Annotated in this window: 14 protein-coding genes; all 14 read left to right on the forward strand. The window is 61.8% G+C overall.

Going from position 1 to position 16743, the window contains the following annotated elements; all coding sequences use genetic code 11:
* Positions 1–38: 38 nt before the first annotated feature.
* The gene (locus AACG97_RS12150; RefSeq protein ID WP_225785584.1) at positions 39–3329 is read left to right on the forward strand and encodes a phage tail tape measure protein; all 3291 of its coding nucleotides are present in this window, start codon (positions 39–41) and stop codon (positions 3327–3329) included.
* Complete coding sequence (locus AACG97_RS12155) at positions 3329–3667, forward strand: phage tail protein (RefSeq protein WP_197886248.1); 339 nt, start codon at positions 3329–3331, stop codon at positions 3665–3667. The genes AACG97_RS12150 and AACG97_RS12155 overlap by 1 nt, the downstream gene beginning before the upstream one ends.
* The gene (locus tag AACG97_RS12160; RefSeq protein ID WP_070085895.1) at positions 3664–4413 is read left to right on the forward strand and encodes a phage minor tail protein L; all 750 of its coding nucleotides are present in this window, start codon (positions 3664–3666) and stop codon (positions 4411–4413) included. Before AACG97_RS12155 ends, AACG97_RS12160 begins: the two co-directional genes overlap by 4 nt.
* A gap of 2 nt (positions 4414–4415) precedes the next feature.
* Positions 4416–5171 (forward strand): C40 family peptidase, encoded by a 756-nt coding sequence (locus AACG97_RS12165; protein WP_197886249.1) that lies wholly within the window; start codon positions 4416–4418, stop codon positions 5169–5171.
* Positions 5172–5201: 30 nt separating this feature from the next.
* Positions 5202–5624 (forward strand): hypothetical protein, encoded by a 423-nt coding sequence (locus AACG97_RS12170; RefSeq protein WP_125855767.1) that lies wholly within the window; start codon positions 5202–5204, stop codon positions 5622–5624.
* Between the two features lie 41 nt (positions 5625–5665).
* Positions 5666–6250, forward strand: a complete 585-nt coding sequence (locus AACG97_RS12175) for a tail assembly protein (protein WP_070085898.1) — start codon at positions 5666–5668, stop codon at positions 6248–6250.
* Positions 6251–6306: 56 nt separating this feature from the next.
* On the forward strand, positions 6307–13518 hold the full coding sequence (gene gpJ / locus AACG97_RS12180) for a TipJ family phage tail tip protein (RefSeq protein ID WP_338463586.1): 7212 nt from the start codon (positions 6307–6309) through the stop codon (positions 13516–13518).
* Positions 13515–13895, forward strand: coding sequence for a hypothetical protein (locus tag AACG97_RS12185; protein WP_225785582.1), 381 nt, complete (start codon positions 13515–13517; stop codon positions 13893–13895). The genes gpJ and AACG97_RS12185 overlap by 4 nt, the downstream gene beginning before the upstream one ends.
* Complete coding sequence (locus tag AACG97_RS12190; protein WP_009681808.1) at positions 13879–14049, forward strand: hypothetical protein; 171 nt, start codon at positions 13879–13881, stop codon at positions 14047–14049. Before AACG97_RS12185 ends, AACG97_RS12190 begins: the two co-directional genes overlap by 17 nt.
* Before the next feature lie 61 nt (positions 14050–14110).
* Positions 14111–14335: a hypothetical protein gene (locus tag AACG97_RS12195; RefSeq protein ID WP_029887516.1), complete on the forward strand. Its 225-nt coding sequence runs from the start codon at positions 14111–14113 to the stop codon at positions 14333–14335.
* Positions 14336–14396: 61 nt separating this feature from the next.
* Positions 14397–14843, forward strand: coding sequence for a structural protein P5 (locus AACG97_RS12200; protein ID WP_070085710.1), 447 nt, complete (start codon positions 14397–14399; stop codon positions 14841–14843).
* Positions 14840–15205, forward strand: coding sequence for a DUF6527 family protein (locus tag AACG97_RS12205; RefSeq protein WP_197886591.1), 366 nt, complete (start codon positions 14840–14842; stop codon positions 15203–15205). Before AACG97_RS12200 ends, AACG97_RS12205 begins: the two co-directional genes overlap by 4 nt.
* Positions 15190–15732, forward strand: coding sequence for a DUF2514 domain-containing protein (locus AACG97_RS12210; RefSeq protein ID WP_197886592.1), 543 nt, complete (start codon positions 15190–15192; stop codon positions 15730–15732). The genes AACG97_RS12205 and AACG97_RS12210 overlap by 16 nt, the downstream gene beginning before the upstream one ends.
* 165 nt (positions 15733–15897) lie before the next feature.
* Positions 15898–16692: a DNA adenine methylase gene (locus AACG97_RS12215; protein ID WP_197886593.1), complete on the forward strand. Its 795-nt coding sequence runs from the start codon at positions 15898–15900 to the stop codon at positions 16690–16692.
* Positions 16693–16743 lie beyond the last annotated feature (51 nt).

A 16743-nucleotide genomic window follows, 5' to 3' on the forward strand; every position in this document is an offset into this window, starting at 1 on the left:
GCCGCCTCCGGGCGGTTTTTTTATGCTTGGAGAATTGCATGGCCGATCAACAAGTCCAGGGCATGCTTGTCCAGATCGAGGCGACAACGGCTCAGCTACGCCGCGAGTTGGCAAGCGCTGACCAGGTGGTGGCGCGCAGCACGCAGGTGATCGACCGCAACCTGGCCACCGTCGATTCGGCTTTTGACAGGGCGGGTGCAGCGGCTGAGAGCGCTGGTGCACTGATGCGTGGCGCCTTCGCTGCTGTTGCTGGCGCCGGGCTGATTGGCGGCATCATCAAGCAGGTCGACGCCTACGGGCAGATGTCGGACCGCATGAAGGCTGCCGCGGGCAGTGCTGGCGAGTACCAGATGGTGCAGGAGCACCTGCTTCGCACGGCCCAGGAAACCTATCGGCCCATGGCCGAGGCCCAAGAGCTGTATATTCGCACTGCCGATGTCATGCGCAGCCTGGGCTTCAATACCCAGCAAACGCTCGACATCACCGACAGCTTCAGCTTCCTGCTGGTGACCAACGCGGCGGCCGCTGACAAGGCCGGCTCTGCGCTGGACGCCTACTCCAAGGCGCTGCAGACCGGCAAGGTTGAGGCTGATGGCTGGGTGTCCATTCAGGACGCAATGCCAACCATCGTCACTGCGATCGCCACTGCCACCGGCAAGAGCGCTGAAGAGATCCGTAAGCTCGGCGTGCAAGGCAAACTGTCGCTCGATGATATCAACACCGGCCTGCTGCGCACCGTGGAGGTCAACCGCAAGGCTGCGGCTGACATGTCCACCAGCGTGCAGGACGCGATGGTAAACATCAGTAACGCCATTCAGAACTTCCTGGGCGGCATGGAGGAGCAGACCGGAGCAGTTGCAGGCCTGTCTAGCGTGCTGATCGCCCTGGCCGACAACGTTGACCTGGTGGCGGTCGCCATGGGTGGCGCGGGCGCTGCGGCTCTTACCCTCTATGTAGCCAAGGCTGGCATGGCGCTGAAGGCCGCCCTGGCCCAGCGCATCGCGGAGGTCCAGAACGCACAGGCAGCACTGCGAGGCGCTGAAGCACAGCGCATCTATGCCCAGGCGCAGGTGCAGCAGGCGGAGGCCTCGGTAGCTGCCGCGACAGGCCTGCAGCGGCTCAATCTGGTTCAGACCCAGCTCTTGCCAAAACAGGCGGCGCTCACGGCATCCACCGAAGCGCTGACCATTGCCCAGGCCAACCTGACACGCGCCGCCACCGGCGGTCTGCTGTCGGCACTGGGCGGCCCGATGGGGCTGGCTTTGCTCGCCGGTACCGCAGCGGCCAGCTTCCTGTTACTCAGCGACAACGCCGACCAGGCGGGCGTCAGCCTGGACGACCTGCACAAGCCGGTTGCTCAGCTGCGAGAAGAGTTCGCCAAGCTCAACAAGGACCAGCGTGAAGCCTCGCTGGTGAAGTGGCAGCAAGAACAGGTCAATGCCGCTGACAAGGTGAAGGACGCCTATGGCGACCTGTCCCAGTCGATCCGATCGGCTGTGGTCACGGCCCCGGCGCGCGACTCTGGCGGCCAATACAACCGGCAGTTGGCCGAATACCAAGGCCTGATCGATCGCCTCAATGAGGCGCGTGCCTCGGGACAGGGTTTATCGCCTGTGCTGCAGGAGGTAGCGACACGGCTGCAACTGCCGGCCAGCACGGTGCAGCAGTGGATCACCCAGGCGGGTGCCGTCAGCGACGCCGACCAGCGATCGAGCCTGATCGCGGAAACCCTGCGAGTGCTCACCGGTGTCACCGATGCGAACACCTCGGCCACCCAGGCGAACAATGCCGCCAAGGTCGGCATGAGTTCGGCGGGCCAGACGTATCTGGAAACGCTGCAGAAGCAGCTGGCCGGCCTGCAGGACAATGGCGACGCAATCAAGATCGCCAACCGCTACATCGCCGAAAACGCCGATCTCACCGAGACCGACCGACAGGCGATCCTTTCGGCGGCCAGCGCGATCGAGTCGCAGAAGAAGGCCAACAAGGATGCGACTGAAGGCAGCAAGGGCCGCACCAAGGCGCTGAACGACGAGGTCAAGGCGCTCGACGCGATCATCGACCGTGCGCTGCCGGAGAAGAAGCGCCTGGAGGACCTGGTCGAGGGCGTGCAGGGGCTGCGCAAGGCCCAGGTCGCCGGCAAGATCACCGCCGCCGAGATGGAGCTCGGCATCAAGAACCTGAACGCGGCCTATGCCGATCCGGAGTTGAAGAAACGGGCCGAAGAAGAGAGGAAGCTGGCGGAGATCCGGCGCAACAGCGCCGAAGCCTACCGCAAGGCCATGGAGGTGGTGCTGCAGACCCGGCAGGACGCAATCAATGCGGACGTAGCCGGCGTAGGCATGGGCGACGATCAGCGCGAACAGGCCGACCGGCTCAACGCTGTGCGGCAGAAGTATGCCGAGGCGCGCCGGCAGCTTGAAGAGCAGCAGGAGGATGTGTCGCGCCGGCTCAGCCAGGACGCCTATCAACAGCGGCTGGCGGACCTGGCCGACTACCAGGCCCGCGAGCTGCAGATGGAAGTCGACGGTTTCGACGCTCGCTTGCTGGCCCAGCGCGACTATCGCAACGGCGCCAAGCGGGCCTGGGCGAACATCCAGGCCGATGCCGCGAACGTGGCAGTCGCAACCGACGACATGCTGACTACGGGCTTCAATACTGCCCGTGACGCGTTGGCTGACTTCGCTATCAGCGGCAAGGCCAGCTTCAGAGACTTCACTACCAGCGTCATTTCGGATATGGCCAGGATCGCCAGTCAGCAGGCCGCGAGTTCGCTGCTGAGCGGTTTGGTTGGCCTAGGTGTTTCTGCTGCGAGCGCCTGGTTCGGTGGTGGCTCAGGTAACGGCATGACGCCCGGGTCTGCGGGTGCCATCTCGTCGAACCTCGGTGCGTCGCAGGCGGGCTATGGCAGTACGTACTTCCCCCAGGCGCTGGGCGGCGCTTGGTCTGGAGGCGTGCAGTTGTTCGCCAAGGGCGGTGCGTTCACCAACAGTGTGCTGAGCCGCCCGACTGCCTTCGGCATAGCAAATGGTGGCCTAGGCGTGGCCGGCGAGGCTGGACCTGAGGCAATCATGCCGCTGGCCAGGGGCTCGGACGGATCGCTTGGCGTGCAGGTCGTTGGTGGCAACGGCGGCGGGTCCACAGTGGTGCAGCTCAACGTGCCGGTTTCGGTGAGTGTTGAGGACCGCAGCGCAGACGGCATGGAACTGGACAGCACCACCCTTCAGCAAAACCTCCAGCAGCAGATGCAGGGGGTGGCTGAGCGTGCCATAGCCGCTTCGTGGCGGGCGGGTGGCGTGAGTTATCGAAACAGTAACGGGAGGCGCTGATGGCGATCGAAACCTTCACCTGGACGCCAGACGACGAGGCCAGCGGTGATAGCATCTTACGCACCCGGAAATCACAGTTCGGTGACAACTACGCCCAGGTGTCCACCGATGGCCTAAATGCCGAATCTGACAGCTGGTCGCTGTCGTTCGGCGGTCTGGCTGACGAGCTCGCACCTATCCTGGCGTTCATCCGGAGGCACCGGGGCGCCACGTCATTTCTGTGGACGAATCCCGAGGGCGTCCTTGGGCTTTATCGGTGCGAGACCTTCCGGCAGCAGCGAAAGCCGGGCGGTGTGGCGGTGCTGACAGCTACTTTTGAACGAGCATTTCATCCATGACCTTGATCACTCAGCTGCAGAAGCTGGAGCCCGGCGCAGAAATACTGTTGTTCGAGCTGGACGGCTCCGATTTCGGAGCGGACACGCTGCGATTCCATGGGCACGCGATACCGCACACACCTCAAGAACTGGCAGCGGCTGGCGCGAACGCTGACCAGCTGCCGGCCAAGTCGATCTGGTGGCAGGGCAATGAGTACGGCGCCTGGCCCATGCAAATCGATGGCATCGAAGCGAACTCGGATGGTACCGCCGTGCGGCCCACGCTGACCGTGGGCAACGTCAACGGCCGAATCACCGCCCTGTGCCTGGCCTTCGACAACCTGCTCGAGTTCAAGCTGACCATGCGTCACACCATGGCTCGCTACTTGGATGCGGTGAATTTCCCGGCAGGCAACCCGGAGGCCGATCCGACCGAGGAGGCGATCGAGGTCTGGTACATCGACCAGAAGGTGTCCGAGAACGGCACCACGGTTTCGTGGGAGCTGGCCAGCCCTGGCGACGTGGGCGGGGAGACTATCGGCCGGCAGATGACGCAGCTATGCCACTGGGCAATGACTGCCGGCTACCGCGGCCCGAACTGCGGCTACACCGGCCCCTACTTCGACCTTGAAGGCGATCCCACCGACGACCCGGCCAAGGACCAGTGCAATGGCTGCCTCGACACGGGATGCAACGTTCGCTACGGGCAGGGCAATCAACTGCCATTCGGCGGCTTCCCGGCCGTTTCCCTGATCGCACGGAGCTGACCATGCGCAAACACATCCTGGAGGCAGTGCGAGCGCATGCCGCCGGCTGCTATCCGACAGAATCATGCGGACTGATCGTGGCGGTAGGTCGGTCGCACAAGTACGTGCCTTGTGAAAACACCGCGACTGATCCATCCGAGGAATTCCGCATCGCGCCCGAGCAGTATGCTGCGGCTGAAGAGCAGGGCGAGGTGATCGGTATCGTGCACTCGCATCCAGATGCCACCAGCAAGCCGTCACCCCGTGACCTGGCCATGTGCGAGGCCACTGGGCTGCCCTGGTACATCCTGTCCTGGCCGGAGGGTGACCTGCGCACCGTCACGCCCACCGGTCACGCTCCGCTCCTAGGACGGCCGTTCGTGCATGGCGCTTGGGACTGCTGGCAGGTCTGTGCTGACTGGTACAAGCGAGAGTGGGGTCTGGAATTTCCGGCCTACGCGCGGGAGGAGGGTTGGTGGGAGAAGCCGGACGGTCCAAGCCTGTATGAGCAGGCCTTCGAGTCTGCTGGCTTCTATCAGATTAGCCAGCCGCAGCGGGGCGACATGATTGTCATGGCCGTGGGCCGCACGGCTCACCCGAACCACGCCGGCATTTACCTCGGCGCTGACGCTCGGCTGCCGGAGGAATCGGCGGAGGTCTTCGGGCCTGGCCCGTTCATGCTGCACCACCTGCAGGGGCGGCCATCAGAAATCATTGTGTTCGGCGGGCCATGGCTCGACCGGGCGCGCCTTGTGCTGCGTCACCGAGACGCCAAGTGATACATTCAGCGCTTTTCAGGGAGGGATCACATGCGAATTCTGATCGGTGCGGTGGGACTGGCGTTGCTGGCGGGGTGCGCGACTTCAGCAACCTCAATTCAACAAGCGGTTCCAGTGCCAAACGACGAACTGTATGCCTTTCAATCTGAGCCACTAGGAAATAGCGGAACGCTCTCCGTGGTGCGCGACTCCGGTTTCGTTGGTTCTGGCTGCGATGTCGTTGTATATATCGACGGAGCGAGGGCCGCGAAGGTCGGGCCGGGGCAGCGGGCTAGTTTCCACCTTCCTGTTGGGCGGCCGAATATTGGCGTAGGCCTGGCGGAGTCAGGACTCTGCGCAGGAATGGCGGTGCGCTCTGTTACTGGCGATGTCCAAGATGGCCGTGAAACTATCTACAGGATCAGCGGAGATATGAGCGGCGTCTATATAGGGCCATACATCAATTACAAGTAATCAAGCCGCCTTCGGGCGGCTTTTTGTATTCCGAGGAAAATATGAATCCAGAAATGACAGCTATTGAATTTTCAGGCTCTTTCCGAAAAGCACTTGGGCGAAAGCATCAGCGTTTGCTGGACACTGGGAGCGTTCGGGAGCTGCTGAAAGCGCTTACGATCACTCTGCCTGGATTCAAGGAAGAAGTTGACCGCCTGGACAGACTCGGCATGCGGTTCGCCATTTTTCGCAACGGAAAGAACGTTGGGGAAAGTGAGTTCGAACGTGGCGGAACAAGGACGGTAAAGATTGTTCCGGTAGTATCCGGCAGCAAGCGAGGTGGGCTTCTTCAAACAGTAGTTGGCGCGGTTCTGATTGCGGCAGGGGTATTTCTCTCTTCTACCCCGTTTGGTGCGCCTTTACTCGGCGCCGGTGTTGCTATGGTCGCCGGCGGCGTAATCCAGATGCTCAGCCCCCAGGCAAAGGGTCTATCGCAGAGCGCCGCGCCCGAGAACCTGCCGAGTTACGCCTTCGGCAGCGCCAAGAACACCACCGCCAGCGGCAACCCCGTTCCGATCTGCATCGGCGATCGACGCTGGGGTGGGGCGATTATCTCCGCCTCGATTGAGGCGCAGGACAAGGCATAGCGCCAAAAGAATGCATAGACCGCCAGCTGGCGGTTTTTTTTCGCCCGGAGGAAAGCATGGGCCCTGTAGATCACCTGGAAATCACCGGCGCCAAGGGCGGCGACAGCAAGCCGAAAACTCCGTTCGAGGCACCGGACAGCCTGCAGTCGACGAACATCGCCAAAATCCTGCTGGCCGTGGGTGAGGGCGAATTCGACGGTACGCCAACCGACCGTGACATCTGCCTCGACAATACGCCGATCATGGACGCCAGCGGCAACGTGAATTTCCCAGGTGTGAAGTGGGAGTGGCGCCCAGGTTCGGTCGAGCAGGACTACATCCAGGGCATTCCCTCTGTCGAGAACGAGACCAACGTCAATGTCGAGCTGCGCAGCGACAACCCGTTCACCCGCGCACTGAGCAACACCCAGCTCTCGGCCGTGCGCGTGCGCATGACTTGGCCGCGCCTGGCACAGCAGGACAGCAACGGCAACACCAACGGCTACCGCATCGAGTACGCGATCGATATCGCCTCCGACGGCGGCGCCTACGTCGAGGCGCACCTCGGCGCCGTGGACGGCAAGACCACGAACGGCTATCAGCGCTCGGTGCGCGTGAACCTGCCCAAGGCGACCTCCGGCTGGATGCTGCGTGTGCGCCGGATTACCCCGAACGCCAACAGCGGCACAATCGCCGACACGATGACCATCGCTGGCTACACCGAGATCATCGACCAGAAGCTGCGCTACCCGAACACCGCGCTACTGTACATCGAGTTTGACGCCCAGCAGTTCCAGAACATCCCGGCTGTCACCGTGAAGTGCAAGGCCAAGCGTTGGCCGGTACCGACCAACTACGACCCGGTAGCCCGTACCTACACAGGCGTATGGGACGGCACCTTCAAGCAGGCCTGGACCAACAACCCTGCGTTCGTGACCTACGGGCTGTGTGTCGAAGATCGTTTCGGTCTGGGTAAGCGCATCAAGTCGTGGATGGTCGACAAGTGGGAGATGTACCGCATCGCCCAATACTGCGACCAGCTGGTGCCGGATGGCGTGGGTGGTCAAGAGCCGCGCTATCTGTGCGACATGAACCTGCAGGGCCGCTCCGAGGCCTGGACGCTGCTGCGTGACTTGGCAGCCATCTACCGGGGCATGGTGTACTGGGCCCACGGTTCGCTGTTCATGCAGGCGGATATGCCGCGCGCCCAGGACATCGACTACGTGTTCACCCGGGCCAACGTCATCGACGGCGACTTCGTCTATGGCGGCGCGGAGCGCAACACGCACTACAGCCGGGCCCTGGTCAGCTACGACAACCCGGCCAACAACTACGACACCGACGTCATTCCGGTGACCGATCTGTCGCTCCAGCGCCGGTACCGCGATCGCCCAATCGAGCTGTCGGCGATTGGCTGCACCCGCGCCTCCGAGGCCCAACGCCGCGGTAAGTGGGCGCTGTTGAGCAACAGCCAGGACCGCACCGTCACCTTCAAGACCGGCATGGAAGGACGCATTCCACTGCCTGGCTACGTCATTCCCATCGCAGACGAGCTCGTTGCGGGCCGTCCAAACGGTGGCCGGATTTCGGCTGCTGCCGGCCGCGTTGTGACCTTGGACCGTGACACGCCGATCAAGGCCGGTGATCGCCTGATCTTGAACCTGCCGAATGGGACTGCTCAGGCGCGCACCGTGCAATCGGTAGCTGGGCGCGCGGTCACGGTGACCACCGATTACGGGGTCCAGCCTGAACCTGAGCTGCAGTGGGCAATCGACTACGACGACCTGGCGGTGCAGTTGTTCCGCGTGCTGAAAACGACGCGCACCCAGGAGGGCGAGTACGAGATCACCGCGCTTGAGTTCAATCCGAGCAAGTTTGCAGCGATCGATACCGGTGCCAAGCTGGACGAGCGCCCGATCAGCGTCATCCCGGTGACCACCGTGAAGCCGCCGGCGAGCGTGACGCTGTCGTCTACCCACATGATTGATCAAGGCATCGCGGTCAGCACCATGACCATCGCTTGGCCGGTAGTGGAGGATGCCGTTGCTTACGATGTTGAATGGCGCAAGGACAACGGCAACTGGATTCGTCTGCAACGGACCGGCGCTGCTTCGGTTGATGTGGTAGGAATCTACGCTGGCGCTTACCTGGCTCGGGTACGGGCGGTCAGTAGCTTCGACATCACCTCGATCTGGAAAAGCTCGAATCTGACTCAGCTGAATGGCAAGGAAGGCCTGCCGCCGGCCGTTACGTTCCTGGATACCGAAAGTCTGCTGTTTGGCATCGGCATCAAGTGGGGCTTTCCAGCGGGCGCCGAGGACACCCAGCGAACGGAGCTGTGGTACAGCGAAGGTACCGATCTGGGCTTAGCCACCAAGCTGGCCGACCTGGCCTATCCGCAGAATGAGCACGTCATGCAGGGCCTGCGCGCCGGGCAGCGTTTCTTCTTCTGGGCTCGCCTGGTGGATCGCACCGGCAACCTCGGCCCGTTCTTCCCGGTGGCCCCGGCCGTGGTTGCCGGAATGGCCAGCGCTGATGCTGGCGCGATCCTCGAGCAGATCAAGGATCAGATCACCGAAAGTGAACTGGGCCAGGAGCTCACCAGCCGCATCGACCTGATAGACAAGAATGGCCCTGGGTCGGTGAACGATCGGATAGGGACGGCCAAGACCGAACTGGCCCAGCAAATCAGTGAGGTGAACAACGCCCTCAACACCACCAAGGGCAACTTGCAGCAGCAGATCACCGCTGTGAGCGTTGATGTGTCGGCTGCCAAGGCCGACCTGCAGCAGCAGATCGCCAACGTCTCGGCCTTGGCCGGCTCGTTGCCGTACCGGAAAGACAAGGCCTACAGCGTCGGGCAAAGCGCCTTGGGCAGCGATGGTATGTTGTACCAGGCCCTGAAAGCCGTGCCGCTGAACACGCCGCCGCCGAACACCACCTACTGGACTGATGTTGGCCAAGCTGTAGTTACGGCCAACGGCATGGCGGCGCGCGTGTCGAAGGTCGAAACCGACGTATCGACGCTGGATGGCAAGGTCACTGCCCAGGCATCGCAGATCAGCGGGCTGCAAGCGGGTCTCTCCACGACCAATGACAACGTGGCCAAGAAAGCCGATGCATCCGCAGTGAGTAGCCTGGGCCTGCGCGTGTCGGATGCCGAGGGCAAACTTTCATCCCAAGCCACCCGCCTGGACGGCATGCAGACCAGCATCGACGGCAAGGCCAGCTCGCAGGCGCTGCAGCAGGTCACCACCCGGGTGGCGGCTACCGAAGACAAGGACAAAGCGCAGGATCAACAGCTTTCGTCGCAGAGTCAGGCCCTGACTTCGCTGACCGATAGTGTGAGTAAGAAGGCTGACGCCTCGGCTGTGCAGTCGATTGGTAACCGGGTGGACAGCGCCGAAGGTGTTCTAACCAGCCAGAGCAATGATATCACCCAGCTCAAAAACAGCGTGGGAGCGGCCCAGCCATTCGTGGCTGGCCGTGCCTGGGAGTTCACTGGCTCTACCCGTGGGTGGGCGGCTACAGCTTCCGGTTCTGCGTTCATCGCCGGTCCGCTGTTCGCCACCATGGCCAAGTCTCAAAGCCTCCAGTGCAGCTTCACACCTGTGCTGCCAGGTGCGGAGAACCCCTACCTGCGCATCCGACTGCGTCGTCGCAACACAACGCGTACTGCGGCACGGATGTACTGGGCCAACGAAGACGGCGGCTTGGCGGAGGCTCGCCGCCTGGATTGGACGATCAGCGTTACCACCACTGACTGGCAAAACATCGAATTGGACCTGTCCGGCCAGGACGGGTGGGCCGGCAAGAGCATGTATGCCATCCGCTTGGACATGATGAACGCTGCGGATACGAGTGGTGAGGTTGATGTCGCTTACATCGCTGTGGGCAGACGTTCTGCGTCCGCGTCGGCGGAGGCTGTATCCAGCCTGAGCAACGCCGTGACTGAAGCCGAAGGAAAGCTCGCCACCCAAGGCCAGTCGATTTTCAGCCTGCAGGGCGGACTGACGGCCACCAACACGAACGTCACCGCTGCCCAGCAGGCCGCCCAGGCGGCTGCTACAGCGGCGGGCGCTAAAGGGGAGGTTATTTACGGGTCTGCCGCACCTGCTGCTGACAAGCGCCTGGCTCAGAACCTTTGGATCGACACCACTGGGAACGCCAACACGCCGAAGCGCTGGTCAGGCACCGCATGGATGGCCGTCACTGACAAGGTGGCCAGCGATGCGGCGGCGGCGGCTGCCAGTGCTCTGAGCAAGGTGGAAACCAAGGCCGATGCCTCGACAGTTCAGACATTGGGCAACAAGGTGGAGCAGCAGGGGGCGGCGATCACTGCCGCCGGCGAGGCCATCACAGGCATCAATACGTCGCTGGCTCAGGCAGGCGGGGAGAATCTGCTGTACAACCCGTCGCTGGACGTAGTCAGTCCGACCACGGCTTGGTTGCCCGATGGATGGACGCTGGGCAATTCCGGCTCGACGCTAACGTCGAACTTTGTGCCGTCCACGCTTGATCCGTCAGGAATGGCGCTGCGTCTTGGCCTGACCATCCCGAACGCTGGGAGCTATGTCGACCTGGTGCAGGACACACCCAAGTGGCCAGGTGTCTCAGAGGGCCAGGTTCTGACGCTATCCGGACATTTCCGGGCAACCAGTGGGCTGATCGCGCAGCTGTTCTTCCAGTGGCGTGATGCCAGTGGAGCAAACATCAGCACGGATGGGGCTAGCTCGCAGAACGCTTCCATTGCGCCCGAGGCTTGGCAGAGATTCAGCCGTACCTCGGCACCTGCGCCTGCGGGTGCCGCGTCGGTACGAATCATCTATCGCATTCGGGGGCCGTTAAACGGAGCCAGCACAACGGGGTGGTGTGAATGGGATCGACTGCAGCTCGAACTTGGAAACGCGATGACTGGCTGGCGGGACAATGGCCGGCTCAACGCGGCTGATATCACCGCCAATGCCGCTGCCACGTCTGCCCTTGCTGGGCGGGTAGGCCTAACAGAATCAGGCCTGAGCAGCGCCTCTAACCAGCTAACTCAGTTGGATAACAGCATTGGCGATATCGGCGGCGAGAACCTGCTCTACAACCCGGCTTTCACCAAGGCCGGGGGTTCCGCTGGGGGCGTCGATGGCTGGGAAACCGAAGGCCCGGTGTCAACAACGGATACCTTGGTAACCTCTTGGATAAACTCCGGTGAGAAAGCCTTGCGCATGGTTGCCACTGGAGGGTTCACCACCTCGTCGGGTTACCGATCGCTGCGCCCGAACGTGACAGGTACCCCCCGCAGGCCCAATGTAGGTCCGAGCCAAACGCTGACCACGTCTATTTTCGTCAGAGGCACCAGTGGTCTGTCGCTCAGGATCTTTATGCAGTGGGTGGATGCGGCAGGGTTGGTCATCAGTGCACCTGCTTCGCCGCTTGTGCAGATCAGCCCGAGCGCACAGCGCGTGCAGTACACCGCTGTATCTCCGTCCAATGCGGCAGGGTGCATCTTGTATTACCGCATCTACAGCGCCACAGGGGCTGTGACAGCAGGCTATGTAGAATTTGCCAGGCCGCAGCTTGAGGTCGGGGCAAGGGCTAGCGGATGGCGGGACAGTGGGCAGGTAGACAGCAATGCCATCGGCGCCGTATCTACGGCCGTCGACGGCCTGACTTCAAGCGTGAGCCAGCAGGGTAAAGACATCAACTCTGTGTCCGCCAGAACGACCAGTCTGGAGAACAGCGTTGACAACGGTTCCACTGGCCTGGCCAGCAAGGCGTCGACCGCAGCGCTGAACAGCGTGGCTGGCCGCGTCGCTGCTACTGAAAGCGGACTGACTGCGCAATCCACGAGCATCACCAACCTGGAAGCGAAGATAGGCACCGCTCTGCCATTCGTGGCTGGTCAGACCTGGGAGTTTACAAACTCATTAGAGGGCTGGAAGGCCAATACACCCGGCGCAACACTCACTGCTGGCCCTCAGTACGCGACTGTCGCCAAGTACACGACCATTCAGGTAACCAGCACATTCCCGGTCATAGATGGCGCCGAGAACCCGCTGATCCGCATAAGGCTGCGCCGGCGCAACACCGGCCGGACCAGTGCGGCTATGTACTGGGCCAATGAGGATGGGGGCCTTGCCGAGGCCCGGCGATTCAACTGGCCTATCAGCACCTCTAATGGGGACTGGCAGGACATTGAGTTCGACCTTTCCGGCCACTCAGGCTGGAACGGGAAGAAGATCTGGGCCATCCGCCTGGACATGTACAACTCAGGTGATGCCAATGGCGAGGTGGACATTGCCTACATCGCAGCCGGTCGGCGGTCGGTGGCTGCTTCGGGTAGGGCGTTTGATTCGCTCAGTGTCAACGTATCCCAGCAGGGCGACAAGCTAACCGCTGAGGGGAAGCGAATCGATGGGTTGTACACCGCCGTAGGTGATGCGAATGCAGCGATTCAAAACGAAGCCAAAGCCCGGGCTGATGCGGAAGGGGCGCTAAGCAAGCAGATTCAGACCACCGAGGCATCGCTGGGCACGACCAATGCGGCCGTGCAGCAGGTAGCGACCGCCCAGGCCGACATGAAGACGATGCTAAACGCCCAGTACTCGGTGCGTGTGCAGGTCAACAACCAGTACGGTGCGCATGTTTTCGCCGGGTTTGGTATTGGCATCAACTCGCAGAACGGCATCGTGCAGTCTGCGTTTGTGGTCAATGCGGATCAGTTTGTGTTGCTGAATAGAAACGGCGGCGGCGGGCTTTCATCGCCATGGTCGGTGGTCGGCGGTCAGACCTTTGTGGCTGACGCCTACATTCGCAACGGGAGTATCGGTAGAGCGAAGATCGCAGATGCGGCTATCGGCACTGCCAATATCGAGGATGGTGCCATTAAGGCCGCCAAAATCGGGGTGGCCGAAGTCGACACGCTGCGCATCCGTGGCAACGCTGTCACTGTGCCGGTATCGGCAAGCAGTCCCGGAAATGTGCTGGGAGCGGGGGTAGGCCAATGGCAAAACCTGGTCGCTGTCGGCATTCAGATGGACGAGGGCGGCTTTATTCTTGCCCAGTACGGCTGCTATCAAGGATTTGGCAGCGGTATCCGTAAGTACCAATTTCAGATGGATATCAACGGCATCGTCATCGCGGAAGGTGGCGGCGACTGGGCGGATGGTTTCCCTAACCTGAAGGGATCAATCGGCGTTGGCCCGGGGTTTTTCGTCGTCACTGTGAAGTGGTGGGGGGAGAACACGGGTGTCGGCGTGAGAAATCATAACCTCTTTGCGATGGGGACTAAGCGGTGAGCAACATTGGACACTTCGCAGCCTATGAGACTGACGGCCGGATCGTGTTTGCCGTCAGCTGCCCGCCCGAGTTCGGGAAGAAGATCATCAGGCTGAACACCGACCGGCCCTTCATCCAAGTGGCCACACCGGCAAGGCCGGCCGATCACTTCGTGATGGGGCAAATGCTCAAGGAGCGTCCCCAGATGGGGGCGGTTCTCCAAGGGCTCTGGTTGAAGGGGGTGCACGAAGGTGCCGCCGTCAACATCGAGAGCGAAACCTACACCGCTGACGGCAGTGACATCGAGCTGGGATTTTCGGCGCCGGGTATCTACACCGTCACGGTCACCCTTTGGCCATACCGCGATCAGGAGTTCACCGTTGAAAATTCAGCATAAGAGCGACCACACCAAGCGCCGTGCGGCCGAGTACCCGCCGGTGGAGGAGCAACTGGACATGCTGTGGCACGCGATGAATCAAGGGCATATGCCCAAGGCTGAGCCGTTCTTCTCGACCCTGCAGCAGATCAAGCAGCAACACCCCAAGGCTTGAATCCAAGCCAACTACCCAATGCCCGCCATCGAGCGGGCTTCTTTTGCCTGGAGATTTACCCATGCCATTTGTCGCCATCAACCTGAGCAATGACTACGAAGTTGCCAACAAAACTCGCTACGCCACCCAGGAGGAGGCCGACGCCCGAGCCCGCGAGATCTTGAGCCAGTTCCCGGCCGCCCAGGTCTGTGTCGCCCAGGTGCTGAAGGACTACACCGCCAAAGTCTCCATCAGCGCAAAAGATCCGGCAGAGCCAGCACCAGAGCCTGAGGCGCCTGCTGCCTGACGGCGTTCGCAACCACCCAATGCCCGCTCAACGCGGGCTTTTTTACGCCTGGAGAAAACCCATGACTGCACCCCGCGGCGTCCGCAACAACAACCCCGGCAACATCGATTTCAACCCCCGCAATGCTTGGCAGGGCCAGCTTGGCGTGGAGGTGGGCGTGGCCAGTCCGCGCTTCGCCCGCTTTGACCAAGCCGAGAACGGAATCCGTGCCTTGGGTAAGCTTCTGCTCAACTACCGTGGCAAGGATGGCATGCCCGGGGTAGGTCGACCTGGTATCGATACCCCACTCGAGTTCATCAGCCGCTGGGCGCCGGCCAGCGAGAACAACACCCTGGCTTACGCCCAGGCCATCGCCAAACGGCTCGGTGTAGGTGTGCGCGACTCCATCGACATCTCCGACCCACGGGTGCTGCGCGAGGCGGTGGTGGGCATGATCGTCCACGAGAACGGCGGTAATCCGTACACCGCTGAGGTCATCGACGAAGGCGTGCGGAGGGCGCTGGCATGACGATCAAGACGATTGGTCGCTGCCTGGGCCAGGCGCAGGATGGCTCCTTGTGGTTCTTCTGCACAGGATGCGATGCGCCTCATAGCCTTCATGTCGGGTCAGGTTCCGGCCCGCGCTGGGGCTACAACGGCAACCCCGAGGCTCCGACGTTCACGCCATCCGTGCTGGTAAGGGGCACCCAAAGACTGACTGATGAAGAGCATCAGGCGTTTATGGCTGGCGAGAAGGTCGAGCCTCGACCATTCGTCTGCCACTCCTTCGTCACTGACGGCCGTATCCAGTACCTGGGTGACTGCACGCATGGGCTGGCTGGCCAGACGGTAGAACTTCCAGAGTGGGAGGTGGCATGGAGGAGCTGGTAGCAAAATTCTCGATCCCGCTGCGCTTGCTAGCGGCGCTGCTGGTACTCGCATCCTACTGGGGTGTATACCAGCATGGTCGGTCGGTTGAGCGTGCTGAGGCTGGCAAGGCTTCAGCGCAGCGAGACAGTGGCGACCGCCTTGCTGAGGTCATCGGCGAACGGTCGGCGCGCCAGGAAGAACACCGGAGCGCAGATGCGCAGCAAGAGGCGAGGGTGAAAGGACATGAAGAAAGAACGATTGCTGCTGCTGGCGCTGCTGACGCCGATGCTTCTGGCCAGCGGTTGCGCAGTGAAGCCGGCCAGTTCGCCGCCGCCGTCAGTTGCCCCAGCCCGGATACCGCCGCTGTCGCCCGAGGCCAGGCAGCCACCCGCGCCGCCATGGTGCTCTCCGACCTGCTCGCACGGGCTGACGAAAGAGCGGGAGAGCTGGCGGCAGCGTTTGACCAGGCCAGAATTGCCGGCCAGCAGTGCGAGCGCGAGTACGACGCCCTAGTCGCAAAGCGGATGGCAGTAAGCGCCCGGGAATAAATTCGAAGGCTTCATGCAAAGAGAGCGGCCACCGGGGATGCGTCAACATCCCTGCTGACCGCCGAACCCGCAGACCATACCTGCAAGCCCAGCCAAGGCTCCCGCTCTGTGCACAAAGCACGGCGAGCCTAGCACCTGTTCATCCATACAGTAAAGGTTTGCAAATTGACTACCCCAATCATTCCTTGGATGGGCGGCAAGCGCCGCCTGGCCGACCGCTTGATCCCTCTATTCCCCGCTCATGAATGCTATGTCGAGGTGTTCGCCGGCGGCGCCGCCTTGTATTTCATGCGTCCTCAACCGGCGCCGGTCGAGGTGCTTAACGACCTCAATGGCGACCTGGTTAATCTCTACCGGGTGGTGCAGAACCACTTGGAGGAGTTCGTTCGACAGTTCAAGTGGGCTCTGTCCTCGCGACAGATCTTTGAATGGCAGAAAATAGCCAGGCCTGAAACCCTCACCGACATCCAGCGCGCCGCACGATTCTTCTATTTGCAGCAGCACGCTTTTGGCGGGAAGGTCAGCGGGCAGACCTTCGGTACCGCCACCACCGGTCCTGCAATCAACCTGCTGCGTATCGAAGAGAATTTGTCCGCAGCATGGCAGCGGCTCGCTGGCACCTACGTTGAGAACCTGTCCTGGCTCGACTGTGCGCAGCGCTACGATAGAGGCCACACCTTCTTCTACATGGACCCGCCTTATTGGCAGACCGCTGGCTATGGGGTCGATTTTCCATTCGAACAATACGAACAGATGGCTGAGTTTATGCGGGCGTGCAAAGGCAAGGTGATGGTGAGTATTAACGACCATCCCGATATTCGAGCGGCCTTCAAGGGATTCCACTTTGAGCAGTTGGATATACGGTACACCACCGCGAATCAGCGGCACGGCGCAGCCGATATTACCGGTGAACTGGTGATCATGAATTGGGACCCGTCACAACTCGGGCAGCTGTTTTGATAGGGGGTGGATCGATATTTCTGCTGCGCTGATTGCCTCCGACAAGCTAAG

The organism is Pseudomonas sp. Nvir, from assembly GCF_963778085.1.
GTDB lineage: Bacteria > Pseudomonadota > Gammaproteobacteria > Pseudomonadales > Pseudomonadaceae > Aquipseudomonas > Aquipseudomonas juntendi.

What these genes read in the sequence shown, in the direction of transcription:
- gpJ (WP_338463586.1), top strand. Translation starts at nt 6,307, where the DNA reads ATGGGCCCTGTAGATCACCTGGAAATCACCGGCGCCAAGGGCGGCGAC.
- AACG97_RS12200 (WP_070085710.1), top strand. Translation starts at nt 14,397, where the DNA reads ATGACTGCACCCCGCGGCGTCCGCAACAACAACCCCGGCAACATCGAT.
- AACG97_RS12165 (WP_197886249.1), top strand. Translation starts at nt 4,416, where the DNA reads ATGCGCAAACACATCCTGGAGGCAGTGCGAGCGCATGCCGCCGGCTGC.
- AACG97_RS12170 (WP_125855767.1), top strand. Translation starts at nt 5,202, where the DNA reads ATGCGAATTCTGATCGGTGCGGTGGGACTGGCGTTGCTGGCGGGGTGC.
- AACG97_RS12155 (WP_197886248.1), top strand. Translation starts at nt 3,329, where the DNA reads ATGGCGATCGAAACCTTCACCTGGACGCCAGACGACGAGGCCAGCGGT.
- AACG97_RS12175 (WP_070085898.1), top strand. Translation starts at nt 5,666, where the DNA reads ATGAATCCAGAAATGACAGCTATTGAATTTTCAGGCTCTTTCCGAAAA.
- AACG97_RS12210 (WP_197886592.1), top strand. Translation starts at nt 15,190, where the DNA reads ATGGAGGAGCTGGTAGCAAAATTCTCGATCCCGCTGCGCTTGCTAGCG.
- AACG97_RS12205 (WP_197886591.1), top strand. Translation starts at nt 14,840, where the DNA reads ATGACGATCAAGACGATTGGTCGCTGCCTGGGCCAGGCGCAGGATGGC.
- AACG97_RS12160 (WP_070085895.1), top strand. Translation starts at nt 3,664, where the DNA reads ATGACCTTGATCACTCAGCTGCAGAAGCTGGAGCCCGGCGCAGAAATA.
- AACG97_RS12150 (WP_225785584.1), top strand. Translation starts at nt 39, where the DNA reads ATGGCCGATCAACAAGTCCAGGGCATGCTTGTCCAGATCGAGGCGACA.
- AACG97_RS12195 (WP_029887516.1), top strand. Translation starts at nt 14,111, where the DNA reads ATGCCATTTGTCGCCATCAACCTGAGCAATGACTACGAAGTTGCCAAC.